The organism is Pseudomonas sp. 14P5.3.2, assembly GCF_057799175.1.
Map to the genome: position 1 here is coordinate 18,425 of NZ_JBYOKU010000015.1, position 16,534 is coordinate 34,958.

The window sequence follows — 16,534 nt, forward strand, 5'->3', positions numbered from 1 at the left end:
CGAGCAAGCTCGCTCCCACAGGGGATCTGTGTCGTGTCCAAAATCTGTGTTCACTGAAGTTCCAATGTGGGAGCGAGCTTGCTCGCGAAGAGGCCAGCAAGATCACCGCAAATTCTGGATCAGTGGACCAGCCCCGCCTCCACCAACAACTGCTCCAACCCCAACAAATCCGGCACCTTCGCCACCTGTTCCCCGACCTGCACCGCTGCCTGCTCCAGCGCACACAACGGCACATCGACATAACTCAACTGACTGTCGAGCTTGTACGAACGCGGGATCCCCTGCACCAGCAACGCAATGAATTTCAGCTGTGGCAAGCCGCCAAGGGCGTTGAGGATGACGATCCGCGCGCGTTCGCCGATGACGATTTTCTGCCCGCAGGCCGACTCGAAACTCAGCAGCGGAATCTGCCGTTCGCGCCAGCTCACCCGCCCCAGATACCACGGCGGGGTGTCGAGGTCGAAGGCGCTGGCCTGGTAGTCGATCAGTTCGGCGACGGCAACGTTGGGCAGGATCAGGTTGCGATCGGCCAGTGGCAGCAGCAGGCCGGTGAGTTGGCTGGTGCGCGCGTTGTGGCGGCGCTCATGCATGTTTCTTGCTCCAGTGGGCAATGCTTTCGAGCAGCACCGATTCCTGATACGGCTTGCCGAGGTAGTCGTTGACGCCGATGGCCATCGCGCGGTCGCGGTGTTTCTGCCCGGTGCGCGAGGTGATCATGATGATCGGCAGGTGTTGCAGGCGTTCGTCATTGCGTACCTGGGTGGCGACTTCGAAGCCGTCCATGCGCGGCATTTCGATGTCGAGCAGCATCAGGTCGGGCATGTGCTCTTCGAGCAGCAACATGGCGTCGACACCGTCCTTGGCGGTCAGCACGTTCATGCCGTGGCGTTCGAGCAAACGGCTGGTGACCTTGCGCACGGTCACCGAGTCGTCGACCACCAGTACCAGCAACGGCTTCTGCGGTTCGCTGTCGATTTCCGCCTGCGCCGGACGCTGTGCAACCCGCGCCTGCATCGCGCGGATCGGTGCGAGCAAATCAAGAATCAGCACCACCCGGCCATCGCCGAGAATCGTCGCCCCGGACACGCCCTGCACCGCCGCGAACTGCGGACCGAGGCTCTTGACCACGATCTCGCGGGTGCCAGCCATCGCATCGACCTGCACCGCGATGTGCCGGTCATTGCACTGCACCAGCAGCACCGGCAACGGCAGGCTCTGGCCGAGCAGTTTCGGCCGTGGCGCGGTTTTCAGCAGCTCGCCCAGATAGCACAATTCGTAGCGCTGACCGGCGTAGTGATAGCTCGGCGGATCGTTGCGGTAATGCCCTTCCAGATCATTCGGCAACACGCGGACGATGCCTTCGATGGTGTTCAGCGGAATCGCGTATTGATCCTCGCCGCATTGCACCATCAGCGCGCGGTTGACCGACACGGTGAACGGCAGACGAATGCGGAAGTGCACGCCCTGCCCCGGCACCGAATCGATGCTCATGGTGCCGCCGAGCTGGCGGACTTCCTCATGAACCACGTCCATGCCAACGCCGCGCCCGGAAATCTGGGTGATCTTTTCCGCCGTGGAGAAGCCCGGCTGCAGGATGAACTGCAGCACGTCGCGGTCGCTGAGTTCGGCGTCCGGTGCCAGCAGGCCGCGCTTGATCGCCTTGCGCCGCACCGCTTCCAGCGGCACCCCGGCACCATCGTCACGAATATCGAAAACGATGTCGCCGCCCTCGCGGGTCAGGTCCAGGGTAATCGTACCCTGCGCCGGTTTGCCCGCCGCCAGCCGCACTTCGGCCGACTCCAGACCATGGTCGACGGCGTTGCGCAGCATGTGCTCCAGCGGCGCGGCCATGCGCTCCAGCACATTGCGATCCATCTCGCCTTCGGCGTTGCCGATGATGAACGCGACATCTTTGTTCAGCTCTTCGGCGACCTGACGCACGATGCGTTTCAGGCGCGGCAGCATGCGTTCGAACGGCACCATGCGCGTACGCATCAGGCCTTCCTGCAACTCGGTGTTGATCCGCCCCTGTTGCTGCAACAGGTTCTCGGCGTCGTGATTGCGGCGGTCGAGGGTTTCCTTGAGATCGAGCAAGTCGGAGGCGGATTCGAACAGCGCCCGCGACAGTTGCTGCAACTGTGAATGACGGTCCATTTCCAGAGGATCGAATTCTTCATAACCGAGGCGTTCGGCATCGACTTGCTGACGGCTGAGAATCCGCCCCTGGGTTTCGGTGTCGAGCCGGCGAAGCTGATCGCGCATGCGCTCGATGGTGGTTTCCATCTCGTTCAGCGCGGTTTGCGCATCGCTGACTTGCTGCTCGATACGCCCACGGAAAATCGAGGTTTCCCCGGCCAGGTTGACCAGCTCATCGAGCAGTTCGGCGGAGACCTTGACCATGTCCGCGCCGGCATCAGCGGCGGGTGCCGCAGGCTCGGTCTTGGTCGGAATCGGCAGCAGCGGCGGCGTGTCAGGGGTCGCCGGGTGGCTGAAATTCTGGATCGCGTTGATCAGCCGATCCGCCGGTGGGCATGGCTGCCCGGCGCGCACGCCGTCGAGCATCTGCGCCAGCCGATCATGCCCGCGCTGCACCAGCGCGAACAGTTCGGCGGAGGGTTGTAGCACGCCGGTGGCGAGGCTTTCGTAAAGGTATTCGAGCTCATGGGCGAGGTCACCGATCGGGCCGATCTCAACCATCCGCGCGCCGCCCTTGAGGGTGTGCAGATCGCGCAGCAGGGTTTCCACTTCCTGGCGATTGCCGGGTTCGGCCTGCCAGCGAAGCAACGCCGCGCCGGAGCTTTCGATGATGTCGAAGCCTTCTTCGAGGAAGATTTCCAGCAGTTCCGGATCATGCGCGGCGCTGTCGGGCTCAGCCGTCGGCTGCGCCGTTTCGGGACTGCCGGCCTGGCCCTGGCGGAACTGGCGGATCGCTTCGATCAGGTCTTGCGCCGGGGTCAGCGCCTGATGGTTCTGCAACTGTTCGAGCAACTGCGCCAAGCGGTCGTGACTTTTGTGCAGCAAGCGCCCGAGCAGCTCGCTGTAACTGTGGCGACGATCCACCAGACCTTCATAAAGACTTTCCAGCTCATGGGCCAGATCGCCGATGGCGTCAACTTCGGCCATCCGCGCGCCGCCCTTGAGGGTATGCAAATCGCGCTGCAACGACGACAGCGGCGCAGCGTTGTCCGGGTCGCTCACCCAACGCTGCAAGGCCTGACCGGCACTGTCGAGAATATCCACCGCTTCTTCGAGGAAGATTTCAACGATCTCGTCGTCCGGCGCGGTCTCGGCACTGGTGTGGACGAGTTCGGCGGTCGCGGCGCCCAGTTCGCTGATGCTCAAGGTGCGGCTGCCGTCGCTGCGAATCAGCCCCATCGCCGTCGGATCGAGGCTTTCATCGAGCAGTTCGTGCAAGGCGCGGACGCGCTGCGGCTGTGGGGTGATTTCCTGGCCTGCAGCCAGTTCGTCGAGCATGTTGATCAACGCTTCGTGGGCGTTCTGCGCCTCCTGGAAAAACCTGTCGCTGACCGCCAGGCTGCTTTCTTCGACGGCGCCATAGAGGTCGAGCAAGGCTTCGCACAACACGTCCACCGGCAGCAGATCGGCGAGGTGCGCGCCTTCGCCAAGGGTGGTCAGTTCGTCCAGCAGCGCGCTGAGTTCCTGGCGCTCGCCGGGGTGTTGCTGCCAGCGTTGCAACAGGCTTTCGGCGTCGAGCAGGATGTCCATGCCCTGGGCGAGGAAGTTGTTGATCAGTTGCGCATCGCGCTTGATCCGCAGACCGGTGTTCGGCGCGTTGAGGATCGCTTCCAGGCGCTCGGCCAGCAGCGCTTCGGTGCGTTTGATCAGCGACTGTGCGCCGACAATCGGCGCCAGCGGATCGTGCTTGAGCTGGCGCAGACCGACGCGGAACAGGCCTTCGGCTTCGAGGAGCAATTCCACTTCATCGAGATCCAGCGGCAACTGGTGCGCCTTGAACTCGCGCGCCAGCTTATCCAGCGGCGCCGCCAGTTCGGCAATCGGCAACACGCCAGCCATCGACGCACTGCCCTTGAGCGTGTGCAAGGCGCGCTGCAATTCGTCGCTGGCCGGCAGCGGCACATGCTCGGCAGCCTGATCGAGGAAGCGGTTGAGGCTGGCGAGGTGGGTCTCGGCTTCGTTGCGAAAGATCTCCAGCAACAGCGGGTCGAGGGCCGCCACGTCGTCGACGTCTTCGGCTGCCAGCGGCTCGACACCTTTGGCCAGCGCATGCGCACGGGCCGCCAGTTGATCGACATCGCTGCGCTGACGCTGGCGGTGCGTGGCGAATTCGCTGATCAGCTCCGGCAGCAGCAACACTGTGTCAGTGAGCAACTGCTGCACCTGCGCGCCGGGCTCGACACTGTGCTCCAGCACGCGGTTGAGCAGGTTTTCCACGGCCCACGCCAGCTCGCCAAGGATCAATGCGCGAACCATGCGCCCGCTGCCCTTCAAGGTATGAAAGGCCCGACGCAATTCAGTCAGTGCGGCGCGGTCATGGGTGTCGGCCGACCAGCGCGGCAGGTATTCGTGCAGAACCTCAAGCACCTCGTCGGTCTCTTCGAGGAACACTTCACGCAGTTCATCGTCCACCGGTTCTTCGTCGGCGGGCGGCGGCATCAGGTTGCCGGGGGTGATCAAGGCCGGCGGGTTGACCGCCGACACCGGGCTGGCCAGCACCTCGGCCAGCGACTTCACGGTCTCGGGGTCATCCAGTGCCTGCAGGTCCTGCATCACCAGCGCTTCGCTGGGGCTGAGTACATCGTCGAGCAGCGGCACGTGCTGCTCATGTGGAAAGAACCCCAGGCTGGCGAGGCTTTTCTGTGCAACATCCAGCAGTTGTTCATTCGGCGCTTGCGGGTCGTCGCTCAGGCGTTCGAGGTAATACTCGAGGCTGCTGATGACGTCGGCGAGATGATCCAGTTGCTGCCAGCCCGGCTCGTGCGGATCCAGCAGCAGGTGTTCGCGAATAAAGCTGTTGCAGGCCTCGACCAGACTCGCCGCGCGGCTCAGCGGAATCATCGCCAGCGCGCCGCGCACCTGGGTGAGCAGTTCCGGCAGCGGTTGCAGTTGCTGGCGATCCCAGTCGGCGTCGATGTAGTCGACGATCATGTCCTTGGCCTGTTGCAGGCAGATGCGTGCTTCCTTGATCACGATCTGATGGATCTGCGTCAGATCAGTGGTCGGCAGGCGCGCGTCTTCGGGGCTTTCCGGCTCTACGGTGCCGACCATTCCGGCGAGGTTGGCTTCGACGTAGAGCAGCGCGCCGGCAACGTCCATCAGGGTCGCGTCGTTCGGTTCGCGCTGGCCCTGAACGAGGCCGAGTACCACCGCCAGTTGATCGATGATGACTTTGCGCGGCTGGCCGAAACCGAGCACCGCGAGGGTGTCGGCGATCTGCCGCAGCGGCGCCAGCAGACTCTCCAGATCGGAGGTGTGCTGACGGTCGCTGCGCACGAACAGGTCGAGGCGCTCCTTGACCCGCACCAGTTCTTCGCACAATGCCGCCAGCACCGAGCGCATCGCATCGCGGTCGGGACCGGCCAGACGCGCGCGTTCTTCGTCGACCATCGCGCTGTCGGGCAACGCGTCGTCCAGGGAGTAGCGATCTTTCATGGTCAGCATCTGCCCGGTGGGATGTTCGGCTTTGGCAATATAGAACAGCAGGCTTTTCAGCAGCTCCGGCGGGGGCGGCTGATTGAGGCCGCGCATGCCCTGTTCGAGCAGGCGCTTGAGCTCCTTGTCGGCGTCCTTGAACAGGCTGCGCAACGCCGGACTGTTGGCGATGGCGCCTTCGCGCATGCCTTCGACCAGGGCTGAAGCGACCTGCCACAGCGGACTCAACGGCGCGTCAAAGCTCAGCGCTTCGAGGCGCTGGAAGACTTTCGCCAGGTATTCGAGGTGGGTCTGGTCATCCTGCTCGCGCAGCAAACCGACCAGCGCCATTTGCAGCATCTGGCGCAATTTGCGCAGCACATTGGGCAGGTCGGGAGGCTCCAGCGCGGCCAAGGCTTGTGCGCTCAACGGCGGCAAGTCCGGCAAGGGCGGGCTGAACAGGCTGGTTTCCGAAAGCAGGCTGTCGCCGCGCGCACTGCGCAGATCGTTGATCAGCGGCAGCACCACCAGCGGCAGGTCGCGGCGGGCGCTCTGCACGCGATCGAGGTAGATCGGCAATTGCCCGAGGGCTTGCAGCAGCAGGTGCAGGGCTTCGTCACGATGGCTGACGCGCTCCTGCTGCAAGGCTTCGACCAGATGCTCCATCTCTTCGGCGAGCAAAGCGGCGCCGTAGAACTCGACCATCTGCAGGCTGCCGTGCACCTGATGAATATACGTCAGACACTCGTCCAGCCCCGGTGAGGCCTGCGGGTCATCGAGCACGGCTTCAATCGCCTGATGCGCCTGCCTCAGCGTTTCGGCAATTTCACCCTTGACCCATTCGAGGGCCACGTAGTCGTGCCGGTCACCCATAACCACTCCACTCACGCCTTGTCCGTCGCGGACGCCGACGGCAAGGTGAAACCGGATACCGAACGACGCAGCTGACTGGCCATCTTCGCCAGATTGCCGATGCTCTCGGCGGTGGCGGTCGAGCCGGATGACGTCTGCGTGGTGATCTGCTGGATCACGTTCATCGTCATGGAAATCTGCCCGGCCGACGAGGTCTGCTGCTGCGCCGCATTGGAGATGCTTTGAATCAGCGCGGCAAGGGTCTTCGATACGCCTTCGATTTCTTCCAGCGCCACTCCGGCATCCTGCGCCAGTCGCGCGCCGCGCACCACTTCGGTGGTGGTCTGCTCCATGGAAATCACCGCTTCGTTGGTGTCAGCCTGAATCGCCCGCACCAGCGTTTCGATCTGCCGGGTGGCCGCGGACGAGCGCTCGGCCAGCCGCTGCACTTCGTCGGCGACCACAGCAAAACCGCGTCCGGCATCTCCGGCCATCGAGGCCTGAATCGCCGCGTTGAGCGCGAGGATGTTGGTCTGGTCGGCAATGTCGTCGATCAGGCTGACGATGTCGCCGATTTCCTGCGACGACTCGCCCAGGCGCTTGATGCGCTTGGCGGTGTCCTGGATCTGCTCGCGGATGTTGTCCATGCCGTGGATGGTGTTGTGCACCACCTCGTTGCCCTTGTTGGCGATTTCCACCGAGCGCTCGGCCACCGCCGACGACTCGGCGGCGTTGGCCGAGACCTGATCGATTGACTGGGCCATGTCGCTGATCGCGGTCGAGGCTTCGGAGATCTGCTGCGCCTGATGCTCCGAGGCCTGGGCCAGGTGCATGGCGGTGGCCTGGGTTTCCTGCACAGCGGCCGCGACCTGTCCGGCGGTGAGGTTGATGGTCGCGACCAGATCGCGCAGTTGATCGACCGAGTAGTTGATCGAATCGGCGATGGTCCCGGTGAAGTCTTCGGTCACCGAGGCGGTCACGGTCAGGTCGCCGTCGGCGAGGTCTTCGATCTCGTCGAGCAGGCGCATGATCGCGTTCTGGTTGCGCTCGTTTTTCTCGGCGGTCTCGCGCAACTGGCGATTGGTTTCACGGACCATGACCATGCCGATCAGGATGATCGAGGCCAGCGCCAGCAAACCCAGCACGTAGCCGCCGATGGTGTCGGTGTTGCGCCCGCCGGCAAGGTTTTCGAAACCGGTAGCGAGGTGCGAGGCTTCGTCGAGCAGGGTCTGCGACAGGCTGAAAATGTTGCTCGCCGACTCCCGGACCTTGAACAGCTCCGGTGAGGTTTCGAGGATTTCATCCACGGAACCGGAGACGAACTGGAACAGCTCGGAAATTTCACTCAGCCGCGCACGGGCATCACGGTCTTCAACCTGGCTGATTTTCAGGGTCGGGTTGCCCTGCAACATGCCGTTGAGGACTTGGCCGAAACGGGTGGCATCGCGGCCAAAAGCGTCGGCAGCCTGCTGCGAGTTTTCGTCGCCGGCCAGCACGGTGTTGACCGCGCCGAGAATGCGTTCAGCGAGCAGCGACTGGCGCTGGGCCATTGCCACTTGCGCTGCCGGGGCGCCGCGTTGCAGAAGGATCTCGACGACTTTTTCGTATTCGATCTGCAACTGCGGCACGGTTTCGGCCAGCGTCGCGGCGACTTGATGCAGCGAGAGCACGGTCTGTTCGCTGGAGAGAATCGCGTCGGTGTTTTTCAGCAGGCGTTCCCAGTCCAACTGCACCGCGCGCATTTCCGGGCGCACGCTGGCCGGCGCGGGTGGCAGGCCGGTGGCCGGATCGCCCTTCTTCAGGTAACCCCAGCGCTGGGCGAAATCGTTGCGCGCATCGCTCAGCAACTTGAACGCGGCAGCCTTGCCGGCGGCGGCTTCAGTGGCGTTCTTGGCAATCCGCTGCGACAGCACGCGCAGCTCACCGGCGTGGCCGATGTACTGCTTGTCGTAGTTGGCCTGGGTGTTGAGGTAGGCGAAGTTGGCGAACAGCAGCATGATGAACACGATCAGTGCGATGAACAGCACAATGATCTGCGAACGACTGCGCGACCCTTCCGCCGATTTGCCTGTTTTTGCTTTTGTCATCGGTCCTCGCCTATGAAACCTGCCACGGTCCACTGTGGGATTTGTGGTGAGGGGATTTATCCCCGATGGGTCGCGCAGCGGCCCCAAAACTGAGTTGTATCTGGCACATCGCGAATGCAGGTTTTGGGTTGGCTTCGCCAACCATCGGGGATAAATCCCCTCGCCACAGACCCCCACCCCATAGATTTATGGTGCTTCGGTTATATCGCAACGCTCATGAACACCGGCGATTTGGCCAGTGCAAACAGGCTGAACACCCGCCAGTTCTGCTCGCGCCGGAAATAGCCTTTGACGAACTCCGCCTTGGAACCCTGGCGCTTGCTGATCGAGATCGGCTCGAAGCTGTCCTGCTCGAAGTGCTGCAAACCGAACACCTCATCCACCAGCAACCCGGCGAACACGTCGTTGTGCTCCACCACCAATACCCGCCGCTGTTTGCGCAGCGGCGACAGCTCATGGCCGAAGAAGCCGCACAGGTCCATGATCGGCAGCAAGCGCCCACGCAGGTTAGCCACCCCTTTGACCCACGGCTTGACCCCGGGCAACTGAGTGCAGCGCGGTTCGTGCAGCACTTCGCTGACCTCGCCCATTGGCGTCACGTACCAGTGCTCGCCGAGGCGAAAGCCGATGCCGCTCCAGCGATCCTGACGGCCGGGCTGCGACGGCAGGTCCGCCGCCAGCAGGCGGCAGCGCTGGTCGATCTGCCACAGCAGCTCGAACGCGGTCAGCGACTGGTTCATGGCGGCGCGATCAACCGGCCAGCACGTTGTTCAGGGTCTTGATCAGGGTGTCTTCTTCGACCGGTTTGGTCAGGTAATCCTTCGCGCCCTGGCGCGTACCCCAGACCTTGTCGGTTTCCTGATCCTTGGTGGTGATGATGATCACCGGAATATGGCTGGTCTCGGCATCCTTGGTCAGTTGCCGGGTGGCCTGGAAGCCATTGAGGCCGGGCATGACGATGTCCATCAAGACCGCGTCGGGCTTTTCCTGACGGGCCAGGGCCACGCCGTCGGCGCCGTTTTCGGCCTTGAGCACTTCATGGCCGTGCTTTTCGAGCATGCCGGTGAGTTTGTACATTTCAGTCGGCGAATCATCGACGATCAGGATACGTGCCATGGTCTTCCCCATTTTTCTTGTCGACATCCGGCCCGCTGGCCGAGCGTCACTGTACGTGTCTTACTGCGGCAAAACGGCGGCAAAGCCCGGAACGTGGGCCTGAATCGCGTCGAGCAGTTCTTCCTTGCTGAAAGGCTTGGTCAAAAATTGATCAGAACCGACAATCCGCCCCTTGGCCTTGTCGAACAGCCCGTCACGCGACGACAGCATGATCACCGGCGTGGCCTTGAACGCACTGTTGTTCTTGATTAAAGCGCAGGTCTGATAACCATCCAGACGCGGCATCATGATGTCGACAAAAATGATCCCGGGGTGGTGGTCGGCGATCTTCGCCAAAGCGTCAAAACCATCAATCGCCGTGATGACTTCGCAGCCCACATTTTTCAACAGTGTTTCGGCGGTGCGACGAATCGTTTTCGAGTCATCGATCACCATGACCTTCAAGGCGCTGGACTGCTGTTCCATAAGGGGGCTCTACCGTCGCCTTTGCGAATCAAATTGTCCGTTTTGCAATGAGTAATGGCTGGAAACCCTTGATGCTCAAGGGCCAGCACGATATGCCAGCCTTTTTAGCACAGTCTCCAGAAGCAATCTATCGACGGGTTTTTCCTTGACCGAAAACCCGCCCGGCGCCACTCTGGCGGCACTTTTTCAATACCGATCCGGTAGCCAATTTTCGAGGAAAACCCAATGAGCGTTCGCGTCGGGATTGTCATGGACCCTATCGCCAGCATTTCCTATAAAAAGGATAGCTCGCTGGCCATGCTGCTGGCCGCGCAGAAACGTGGCTGGGAACTGTTCTACATGGAACAGCGCGACCTGTATCAGGCCGAAGGTCAGGCCCGGGCGCGCATGAAGCCGCTGAAAGTCTTCGCCAACCCGGAAAAATGGTTCGAACTGGACGCCGAGCAGGACAACCTGCTGAGCGATCTGGACGTGATCCTGATGCGCAAGGATCCACCGTTCGACATGGAGTTCGTCTACTCCACCTACCTGCTGGAACAGGCCGAAACCGCCGGCGTGCTGGTGGTCAACAAGCCGCAGAGCCTGCGCGACTGCAACGAAAAACTGTTCGCCACGCTGTTCCCGCAGTGCACCCCGCCAACCGTGGTCAGCCGCCGCGCCGATGTGCTGCGCGAATTCGCCGCCAAGCACGGTGACGTGATCCTCAAGCCGCTGGACGGCATGGGTGGCACTTCGATTTTCCGCCACCGCGCAGGCGATCCGAACCTGTCGGTGATCCTCGAAACCCTGACCGCCCTCGGCAACCAGCAGATCATGGGCCAGGCCTACCTGCCGGCGATCAAGGACGGCGACAAGCGCATCCTGATGATCGACGGTGAGCCGGTGGATTACTGCCTGGCGCGGATTCCGGCCCAAGGCGAAACCCGTGGCAACCTCGCGGCCGGTGGTCGTGGCGAAGCGCGGCCGCTGACCGACAAGGATCGCTGGATCGCCGCCCAGGTCGGCCCGACTCTGCGCGAGAAAGGCCTGCTGTTCGTCGGTCTGGACGTGATCGGTGAAAACCTCACCGAAATCAACGTCACCAGCCCGACCTGCATCCGCGAAATCGACAACGCTTTCGGTACCGACATCGGCGGCCTGCTGATGGACGCGATCGACAAGAAGCTGCAAGCCGCCGGCAAAAAGCCGCAAGCTTGACGTGTGTCACATGCAGCTTGTCGCTTGAAGCGTGAAGCCCAAGGCGTGAAACCAACATTGCGTTATCATGCGCAGCCTCTGAAAAACGCGATGTTGGTTTTCTTGTCATGACCCTCCCGTCCGATCTGCCCGCAGAACTCGCCCATCGTGGCGTGCGCCCGGCCGATCGCCTCGGATTTACCCTGTTTCTCGCGGCGCTGATTCATTTGGCGCTGCTGCTCGGTGTCGGCTTTACCATGGTCGAGCCCAAGCAGATCAGTAAAACCCTGGAAATCACCCTTGCCACCTTCAAGAGCGAAACCAAGCCGAAAAAGGCTGATTTCCTCGCTCAGGAAAACCAGGAAGGCAGCGGCACCCTCGACAAGAAGGCGATCCCCAAGACCACCGAGGTCGCGCCGTTCCAGGACAATCAGGTCAAGAAAGTCACCCCGCCCCCGGCCGCCAAACCGGAAGTGCGCGAAGCCGCGCCCAAGGCTGCAGTGACCACGGTGGCGCCGAAACAGCAAAAGGCGCCGACCAAAAAAGAAGAAACCAGGACCGAGACCAAACCTGCGGTCAACGCGCCGACGTTCGACAGCTCGCAGCTGTCCAGCGACATCGCCAGCCTCGAAGCGGAACTGGCCAACGAACAGCAGCTGTACGCCAAGCGCCCGCGCATTCACCGTTTGAGCGCCGCCTCGACCATGCGCGACAAGGGTGCCTGGTATAAGGACGACTGGCGCAAGAAGGTCGAGCGCATCGGCAACCTCAATTACCCGGAAGAAGCGCGGCGCAAGCAGATCTACGGCAACCTGCGGCTGATGGTCTCGATCAACCGCGACGGCTCGCTGTATGAAGTGCTGGTGCTCGAATCCTCCGGCCAGCCGCTGCTGGATCAGGCGGCGCAGCGCATCGTCCGACTGGCGGCACCGTTCGCGCCGTTTACCGGCGATCTGTCGGATATCGACCGACTGGAAATCATCCGCACCTGGAAATTTGCCCGGGGCGACAAGCTTTCCAGCAACTGACCGCCTGCATAAGGGCTTTTGTGGCGAGGGAGCTTGCTCCCGCTGGGCTGCGAAGCGGCCCCCTGCATTTATCAGATACACCGAGATATCAGTTTTTACGACTGCTGCGCAGCCGAGCGGGAGCAAGCTCCCTCGCCACAGTGGGCGGGAAGACCATTCGCAACGCATCCCCAGCTTGTCAGTTCGCCCCTTGAACGCCACACTATCGCTCATGAAAAACGTCAGCCCCAGCTACCTCAAGCATCACTTCCTGATCGCCATGCCACACATGGCCGACCCGAACTTTGCCCACACCTTGACCTACATCGTCGAGCACACGGCCAATGGCGCCATGGGGCTGGTGGTCAATCGACCGCAAGAGCTGAATCTGGCTGACATCCTCGAGCAATTGCGCCCGGACATCGACCCGCCAGCGCTGTGCCAGCATGTGCCGATCTTCATTGGTGGCCCGGTGCAGACCGATCGCGGCTTTGTCCTGCACCCGGCGGGCAAGACCTTTCAGGCCACCGTCGAGCTGGACGGTGATCTGGCGCTGTCCACGTCCCAGGATGTGCTGTTCGCCATCGCCGACGGTGTGGGCCCGGCGAAAAGCCTGATCGCCCTCGGCTATGCCGGTTGGGAAGCCGGGCAACTGGAGGCCGAACTGGCCGACAACGCCTGGCTGACCTGCCCGTACGACGCCGACATCCTGTTCAACACCAGCAGCGAGCTGCGTCTGGAAGCGGCGGCACGGCATCTGGGGATCAACCTCAGCCTGCTGACCAGTCAGGCGGGGCACGCCTGATGGCCCTGCGCCTGATTCTCGGCTTCGACTACGGCACCAAACAGATTGGCGTTGCGGTCGGCCAGGTGATTACCGGCCAGGCCCGCGAGCTGTGCACCTTGAAAGCGCAGAACGGCGTGCCCGACTGGAATCAGGTCGAAGCGCTGTTCAAGGAATGGAAACCCGACGCTGTGGTGGTCGGCCTGCCGCTGAACATGGACGGCACGCCGAGCGAGATGTGCCTGCGCGCGGAGAAATTCGCCCGGCGCCTCAATGGCCGCTTCAATGTGCCCTTCTATACCCACGACGAACGCCTGACCACCTTTGAAGCCAAGGGTGAGCGACTGGTGCGTGGCGGGCAGAAAGGCAGTTACCGCGACAACCCGGTGGACGCCATCGCCGCCGCCCTGCTGCTGCAAGGCTGGCTCGACGAAAACACTGCATTGTTTGAATCCTGACAAGCGCTTCGGCGCTTTTCTTTTGAGCTACGACCCGAGCCGCGTCCAAGGACCCGGCTCGGCCCCAAGAAGGAGCAACCATGAGCCTGCCCAATCCCGCCGATCTGATCAGCCAGATGGCGATCCGCCTCAAGGCGCACCTGGCACAGCGTGATATCCGCGAACCGCGTTACATCGGCATCCGCACCGGTGGCATCTGGGTCGCGCAGGCCCTGCTCAAGGAATTGGCCAGCGACGCGCCGCTGGGCACGCTGGATGTTTCCTTCTACCGCGACGACTTCAGCCAGAACGGCCTGCACCCGCAAGTGCGCCCGTCGGCCCTGCCCTTCGAGATCGAAGGCCAGCATCTGGTGCTGATCGATGACGTACTGATGAGCGGCCGGACCATCCGCGCCGCCATGAACGAATTGTTCGACTACGGCCGCCCGGCCAGCGTGACCCTGGTCTGCCTGCTCGACCTGGACGCTGGCGAACTGCCGATCCGCCCGAACGTGGTCGGCGCGACCCTGTCGCTGGCCGCCAACGAGCGCGTCAAGCTGTCCGGCCCGGAGCCGCTGACGCTCGAACTGCAAGACCTGAATCCTTAACCCGCCCTTATTGAGAGTCCCCCTCGCGATGACGCCTCTAGATACCAAGCGCCCGCTGCAGCTCAATGATCAGGGCCAGCTGCGCCACTTCCTCTCGCTCGACGGCCTGCGCCGCGAGTTGCTGACGGAAATCCTCGACACTGCCGACTCGTTCCTCGAAGTCGGTGCCCGGGCGGTGAAGAAGGTCCCGTTGCTGCGCGGCAAGACCGTGTGCAACGTGTTCTTCGAAAACTCCACCCGCACCCGCACCACCTTCGAACTGGCGGCCCAGCGGCTGTCGGCGGACGTGATCACGCTGAACGTGTCGACCTCCTCGGCCAGCAAAGGTGAAACCCTGCTCGACACCCTGCGCAACCTCGAAGCGATGGCTGCCGACATGTTCGTCGTGCGCCACGGTGACTCCGGCGCCGCGCACTTCATCGCCGAGCACGTCTGCCCGCAGGTGGCGATCATCAACGGCGGCGACGGCCGCCACGCGCACCCGACCCAGGGCATGCTCGACATGCTCACCATCCGTCGGCACAAGGGCGGTTTCGAAAACCTCTCGGTGGCGATCGTCGGCGACATCCTGCACTCGCGAGTGGCGCGTTCGAACATGCTCGCCCTGAAGACCCTCGGCTGCCCGGACATCCGCGTGATCGCGCCGAAGACTCTGCTGCCGATCGGCATCGAGCAGTACGGCGTCAAGGTCTACACCGACATGAACGAAGGCCTGAAGGACGTCGACGTGGTGATCATGCTGCGCCTGCAGCGTGAGCGCATGACCGGCGGCCTGCTGCCGAGCGAAGGCGAGTTCTACCGCCTGTTCGGCCTGACCACCGCGCGTCTGGCCGGGGCCAAACCCGATTGCATCGTCATGCACCCGGGGCCGATCAACCGTGGGGTAGAGATCGAGTCCGCAGTGGCCGACGGCCCGCACTCGGTGATCCTCAATCAAGTCACCTACGGCATCGCCATCCGCATGGCCGTGCTGTCGATGGCCATGAGCGGGCAAACAGCGCAACGTCAATTCGAGCAGGAGAACGCCCAGTGAAGCTCAGCATTCTCGGCGCCCGCGTCATCGATCCAAGCAGCGGCCTGGATCAAATCACCGACATCCACGTTGAAGCCTGCAAGATCGTCGCCCTCGGCGCCGCACCGGCCGGTTTCACCGCAGTAGAAACCATCGACGCCAGCGGGCTGGTCGCCGCACCGGGCCTGGTCGACCTGAACGTGGCCCTGCGCGAACCGGGTTACAGCCGCAAAGGCAGCATCGCCAGCGAAACCCGCGCGGCTGCGGCCGGCGGCGTGACCAGCCTGTGCTGCCCACCGAAGACCAAACCGGTGCTCGACACTTCGGCCGTGGCCGAACTGATCCTCGACCGCGCCCGCGAGGCCGGCAACACCAAGGTGTTCCCGATTGGCGCGCTGAGCAAAGGTCTGGACGGCGAGCAACTGGCCGAACTGGTGGCGCTGCGCGACGCCGGTTGTGTGGCGTTCGGCAACGGTCTGGAGAGTTTCCGCAACACCCGCACCCTGTGCCGGGCGCTGGAGTACGCAGCCACCTTCGACCTGACGGTGATTTTCAATTCGCAGGATCACGATCTGGCGGATGGCGGTCTGGCCCATGAAGGCCCGGTCGCCAGTTTCCTCGGTCTGCCGGGGATTCCGGAAACCGCGGAAACCGTGGCCCTCGCTCGCGATCTGCTGCTGGTCGAGCAGACCGGCGTGCGCGCGCACTTCAGCCAACTGACCAGCGCGCGCGGCGTGGCCCTGATCGCCCAGGCGCAGGCCCGTGGCTTGAAGGTCACGGCGGATGTCGCCCTGTATCAGTTGATCCTCACCGACGAAGCGCTGATCGACTTCAGCAGCCTGTATCACGTGCAACCGCCGCTGCGCACCCGCGCCGACCGCGACGGCCTGCGCGAAGCGGTGAAATCCGGGGTGATTTCGGCGATTTCCAGCCATCACCAACCGCATGAGCGCGACGCCAAACTGGCACCGTTCGGCGCGACCGAGCCGGGCATCAGCAGTGTTGAATTGCTGCTGCCGCTGGCGATGACGCTGGTTGAGGATGGCTTGCTGGATCTGGCGACCCTGCTGGCGCGCCTGAGTGCCGGCCCTGCGGATGCGCTGCGTCTGCCGGCGGGCAAACTGGCGGTGGGCGGTGCGGCGGATATCGTACTGTTCGACCCGAAGGCGTCCACCGTGGCCGGCGAAGGCTGGCTGTCGAAGGGCGAGAACTGCCCGTTCCTTGGGCATAGTTTGCCAGGTGTGGTGCGCTACACCTTGGTGGATGGGCGGATCAGCCACCAGGCGTAACTCTGTGGCGAGGGAGCTTGCTCCCGCCGGGCTGCGCAGCAGACCTTCTTTTGGATCAAGAGAGGGGCCGCTTCGCGGCCCAGCGGGAGCA

Annotated in this window: 13 protein-coding genes; 7 read left to right on the plus strand and 6 right to left on the minus strand. The window is 63.1% G+C overall.

Features of this window, described 5'->3' with window-relative positions; genetic code table 11:
- Window positions 1-119: 119 nt before the first annotated feature.
- The 6 genes from AC27VU_RS14215 to pilG form a co-directional block, all read right to left on the minus strand.
- On the minus strand, window positions 120-590 hold the full coding sequence (locus AC27VU_RS14215) for a chemotaxis protein CheW (protein ID WP_027610587.1): 471 nt from the start codon (window positions 588-590) through the stop codon (window positions 120-122).
- Window positions 583-6,483, minus strand: a complete 5,901-nt coding sequence (locus AC27VU_RS14220; RefSeq protein ID WP_488724302.1) for a hybrid sensor histidine kinase/response regulator — start codon at window positions 6,481-6,483, stop codon at window positions 583-585. The genes AC27VU_RS14215 and AC27VU_RS14220 overlap by 8 nt, the downstream gene beginning before the upstream one ends.
- 11 nt (window positions 6,484-6,494) lie before the next feature.
- Window positions 6,495-8,549 (minus strand): methyl-accepting chemotaxis protein, encoded by a 2,055-nt coding sequence (locus AC27VU_RS14225; protein WP_473018364.1) that lies wholly within the window; start codon window positions 8,547-8,549, stop codon window positions 6,495-6,497.
- A gap of 200 nt (window positions 8,550-8,749) precedes the next feature.
- A complete protein-coding gene (locus AC27VU_RS14230) occupies window positions 8,750-9,289 on the minus strand; it encodes a chemotaxis protein CheW (RefSeq protein WP_007964098.1) in 540 nt (179 codons plus the stop codon).
- A 10-nt stretch (window positions 9,290-9,299) separates the two neighbouring features.
- Entirely contained in the window at window positions 9,300-9,665 is a 366-nt protein-coding gene (pilH, locus tag AC27VU_RS14235; RefSeq protein ID WP_003229091.1) for a twitching motility response regulator PilH, read from the minus strand.
- Between the two features lie 60 nt (window positions 9,666-9,725).
- On the minus strand, window positions 9,726-10,130 hold the full coding sequence (pilG, locus tag AC27VU_RS14240; RefSeq protein WP_003229093.1) for a twitching motility response regulator PilG: 405 nt from the start codon (window positions 10,128-10,130) through the stop codon (window positions 9,726-9,728).
- Between the two features lie 225 nt (window positions 10,131-10,355).
- Between pilG and gshB the strand changes: the two genes are divergently transcribed.
- The 7 genes from gshB to AC27VU_RS14275 all read left to right on the plus strand — a co-directional run bounded on the left by gshB (window position 10,356) and on the right by AC27VU_RS14275 (window position 16,443).
- Window positions 10,356-11,327: a glutathione synthase gene (gshB, locus tag AC27VU_RS14245; RefSeq protein ID WP_003229095.1), complete on the plus strand. Its 972-nt coding sequence runs from the start codon at window positions 10,356-10,358 to the stop codon at window positions 11,325-11,327.
- A 107-nt stretch (window positions 11,328-11,434) separates the two neighbouring features.
- A complete protein-coding gene (locus AC27VU_RS14250) occupies window positions 11,435-12,334 on the plus strand; it encodes an energy transducer TonB (protein ID WP_003229097.1) in 900 nt (299 codons plus the stop codon).
- A 211-nt stretch (window positions 12,335-12,545) separates the two neighbouring features.
- Window positions 12,546-13,118: a YqgE/AlgH family protein gene (locus AC27VU_RS14255; protein ID WP_401064725.1), complete on the plus strand. Its 573-nt coding sequence runs from the start codon at window positions 12,546-12,548 to the stop codon at window positions 13,116-13,118.
- A complete protein-coding gene (ruvX, locus tag AC27VU_RS14260) occupies window positions 13,118-13,555 on the plus strand; it encodes a Holliday junction resolvase RuvX (protein WP_003229101.1) in 438 nt (145 codons plus the stop codon). The genes AC27VU_RS14255 and ruvX overlap by 1 nt, the downstream gene beginning before the upstream one ends.
- An 80-nt stretch (window positions 13,556-13,635) precedes the next feature.
- The gene (pyrR, locus tag AC27VU_RS14265) at window positions 13,636-14,142 is read left to right on the plus strand and encodes a bifunctional pyr operon transcriptional regulator/uracil phosphoribosyltransferase PyrR (protein WP_003229104.1); all 507 of its coding nucleotides are present in this window, start codon (window positions 13,636-13,638) and stop codon (window positions 14,140-14,142) included.
- Between the two features lie 28 nt (window positions 14,143-14,170).
- Entirely contained in the window at window positions 14,171-15,175 is a 1,005-nt protein-coding gene (locus AC27VU_RS14270) for an aspartate carbamoyltransferase catalytic subunit (RefSeq protein WP_003229107.1), read from the plus strand.
- Window positions 15,172-16,443 carry a dihydroorotase gene (locus AC27VU_RS14275; RefSeq protein ID WP_488724303.1) on the plus strand — a complete coding sequence of 424 codons (1,272 nt, stop codon included), beginning with the start codon at window positions 15,172-15,174 and terminating at the stop codon, window positions 16,441-16,443. The genes AC27VU_RS14270 and AC27VU_RS14275 overlap by 4 nt, the downstream gene beginning before the upstream one ends.
- Window positions 16,444-16,534: the final 91 nt, after the last annotated feature.

Excerpts from the sequence above, each read along its gene's own strand:
- AC27VU_RS14215 (WP_027610587.1), bottom strand. The coding sequence starts at position 590 with ATGCATGAGCGCCGCCACAACGCGCGCACCAGCCAACTCACCGGCCTG.
- AC27VU_RS14220 (WP_488724302.1), bottom strand. The coding sequence starts at position 6,483 with ATGGGTGACCGGCACGACTACGTGGCCCTCGAATGGGTCAAGGGTGAA.
- AC27VU_RS14225 (WP_473018364.1), bottom strand. The coding sequence starts at position 8,549 with ATGACAAAAGCAAAAACAGGCAAATCGGCGGAAGGGTCGCGCAGTCGT.
- AC27VU_RS14230 (WP_007964098.1), bottom strand. The coding sequence starts at position 9,289 with ATGAACCAGTCGCTGACCGCGTTCGAGCTGCTGTGGCAGATCGACCAG.
- pilH (WP_003229091.1), bottom strand. The coding sequence starts at position 9,665 with ATGGCACGTATCCTGATCGTCGATGATTCGCCGACTGAAATGTACAAA.
- pilG (WP_003229093.1), bottom strand. The coding sequence starts at position 10,130 with ATGGAACAGCAGTCCAGCGCCTTGAAGGTCATGGTGATCGATGACTCG.
- gshB (WP_003229095.1), top strand. The coding sequence starts at position 10,356 with ATGAGCGTTCGCGTCGGGATTGTCATGGACCCTATCGCCAGCATTTCC.
- AC27VU_RS14250 (WP_003229097.1), top strand. The coding sequence starts at position 11,435 with ATGACCCTCCCGTCCGATCTGCCCGCAGAACTCGCCCATCGTGGCGTG.
- AC27VU_RS14255 (WP_401064725.1), top strand. The coding sequence starts at position 12,546 with ATGAAAAACGTCAGCCCCAGCTACCTCAAGCATCACTTCCTGATCGCC.
- ruvX (WP_003229101.1), top strand. The coding sequence starts at position 13,118 with ATGGCCCTGCGCCTGATTCTCGGCTTCGACTACGGCACCAAACAGATT.
- pyrR (WP_003229104.1), top strand. The coding sequence starts at position 13,636 with ATGAGCCTGCCCAATCCCGCCGATCTGATCAGCCAGATGGCGATCCGC.
- AC27VU_RS14270 (WP_003229107.1), top strand. The coding sequence starts at position 14,171 with ATGACGCCTCTAGATACCAAGCGCCCGCTGCAGCTCAATGATCAGGGC.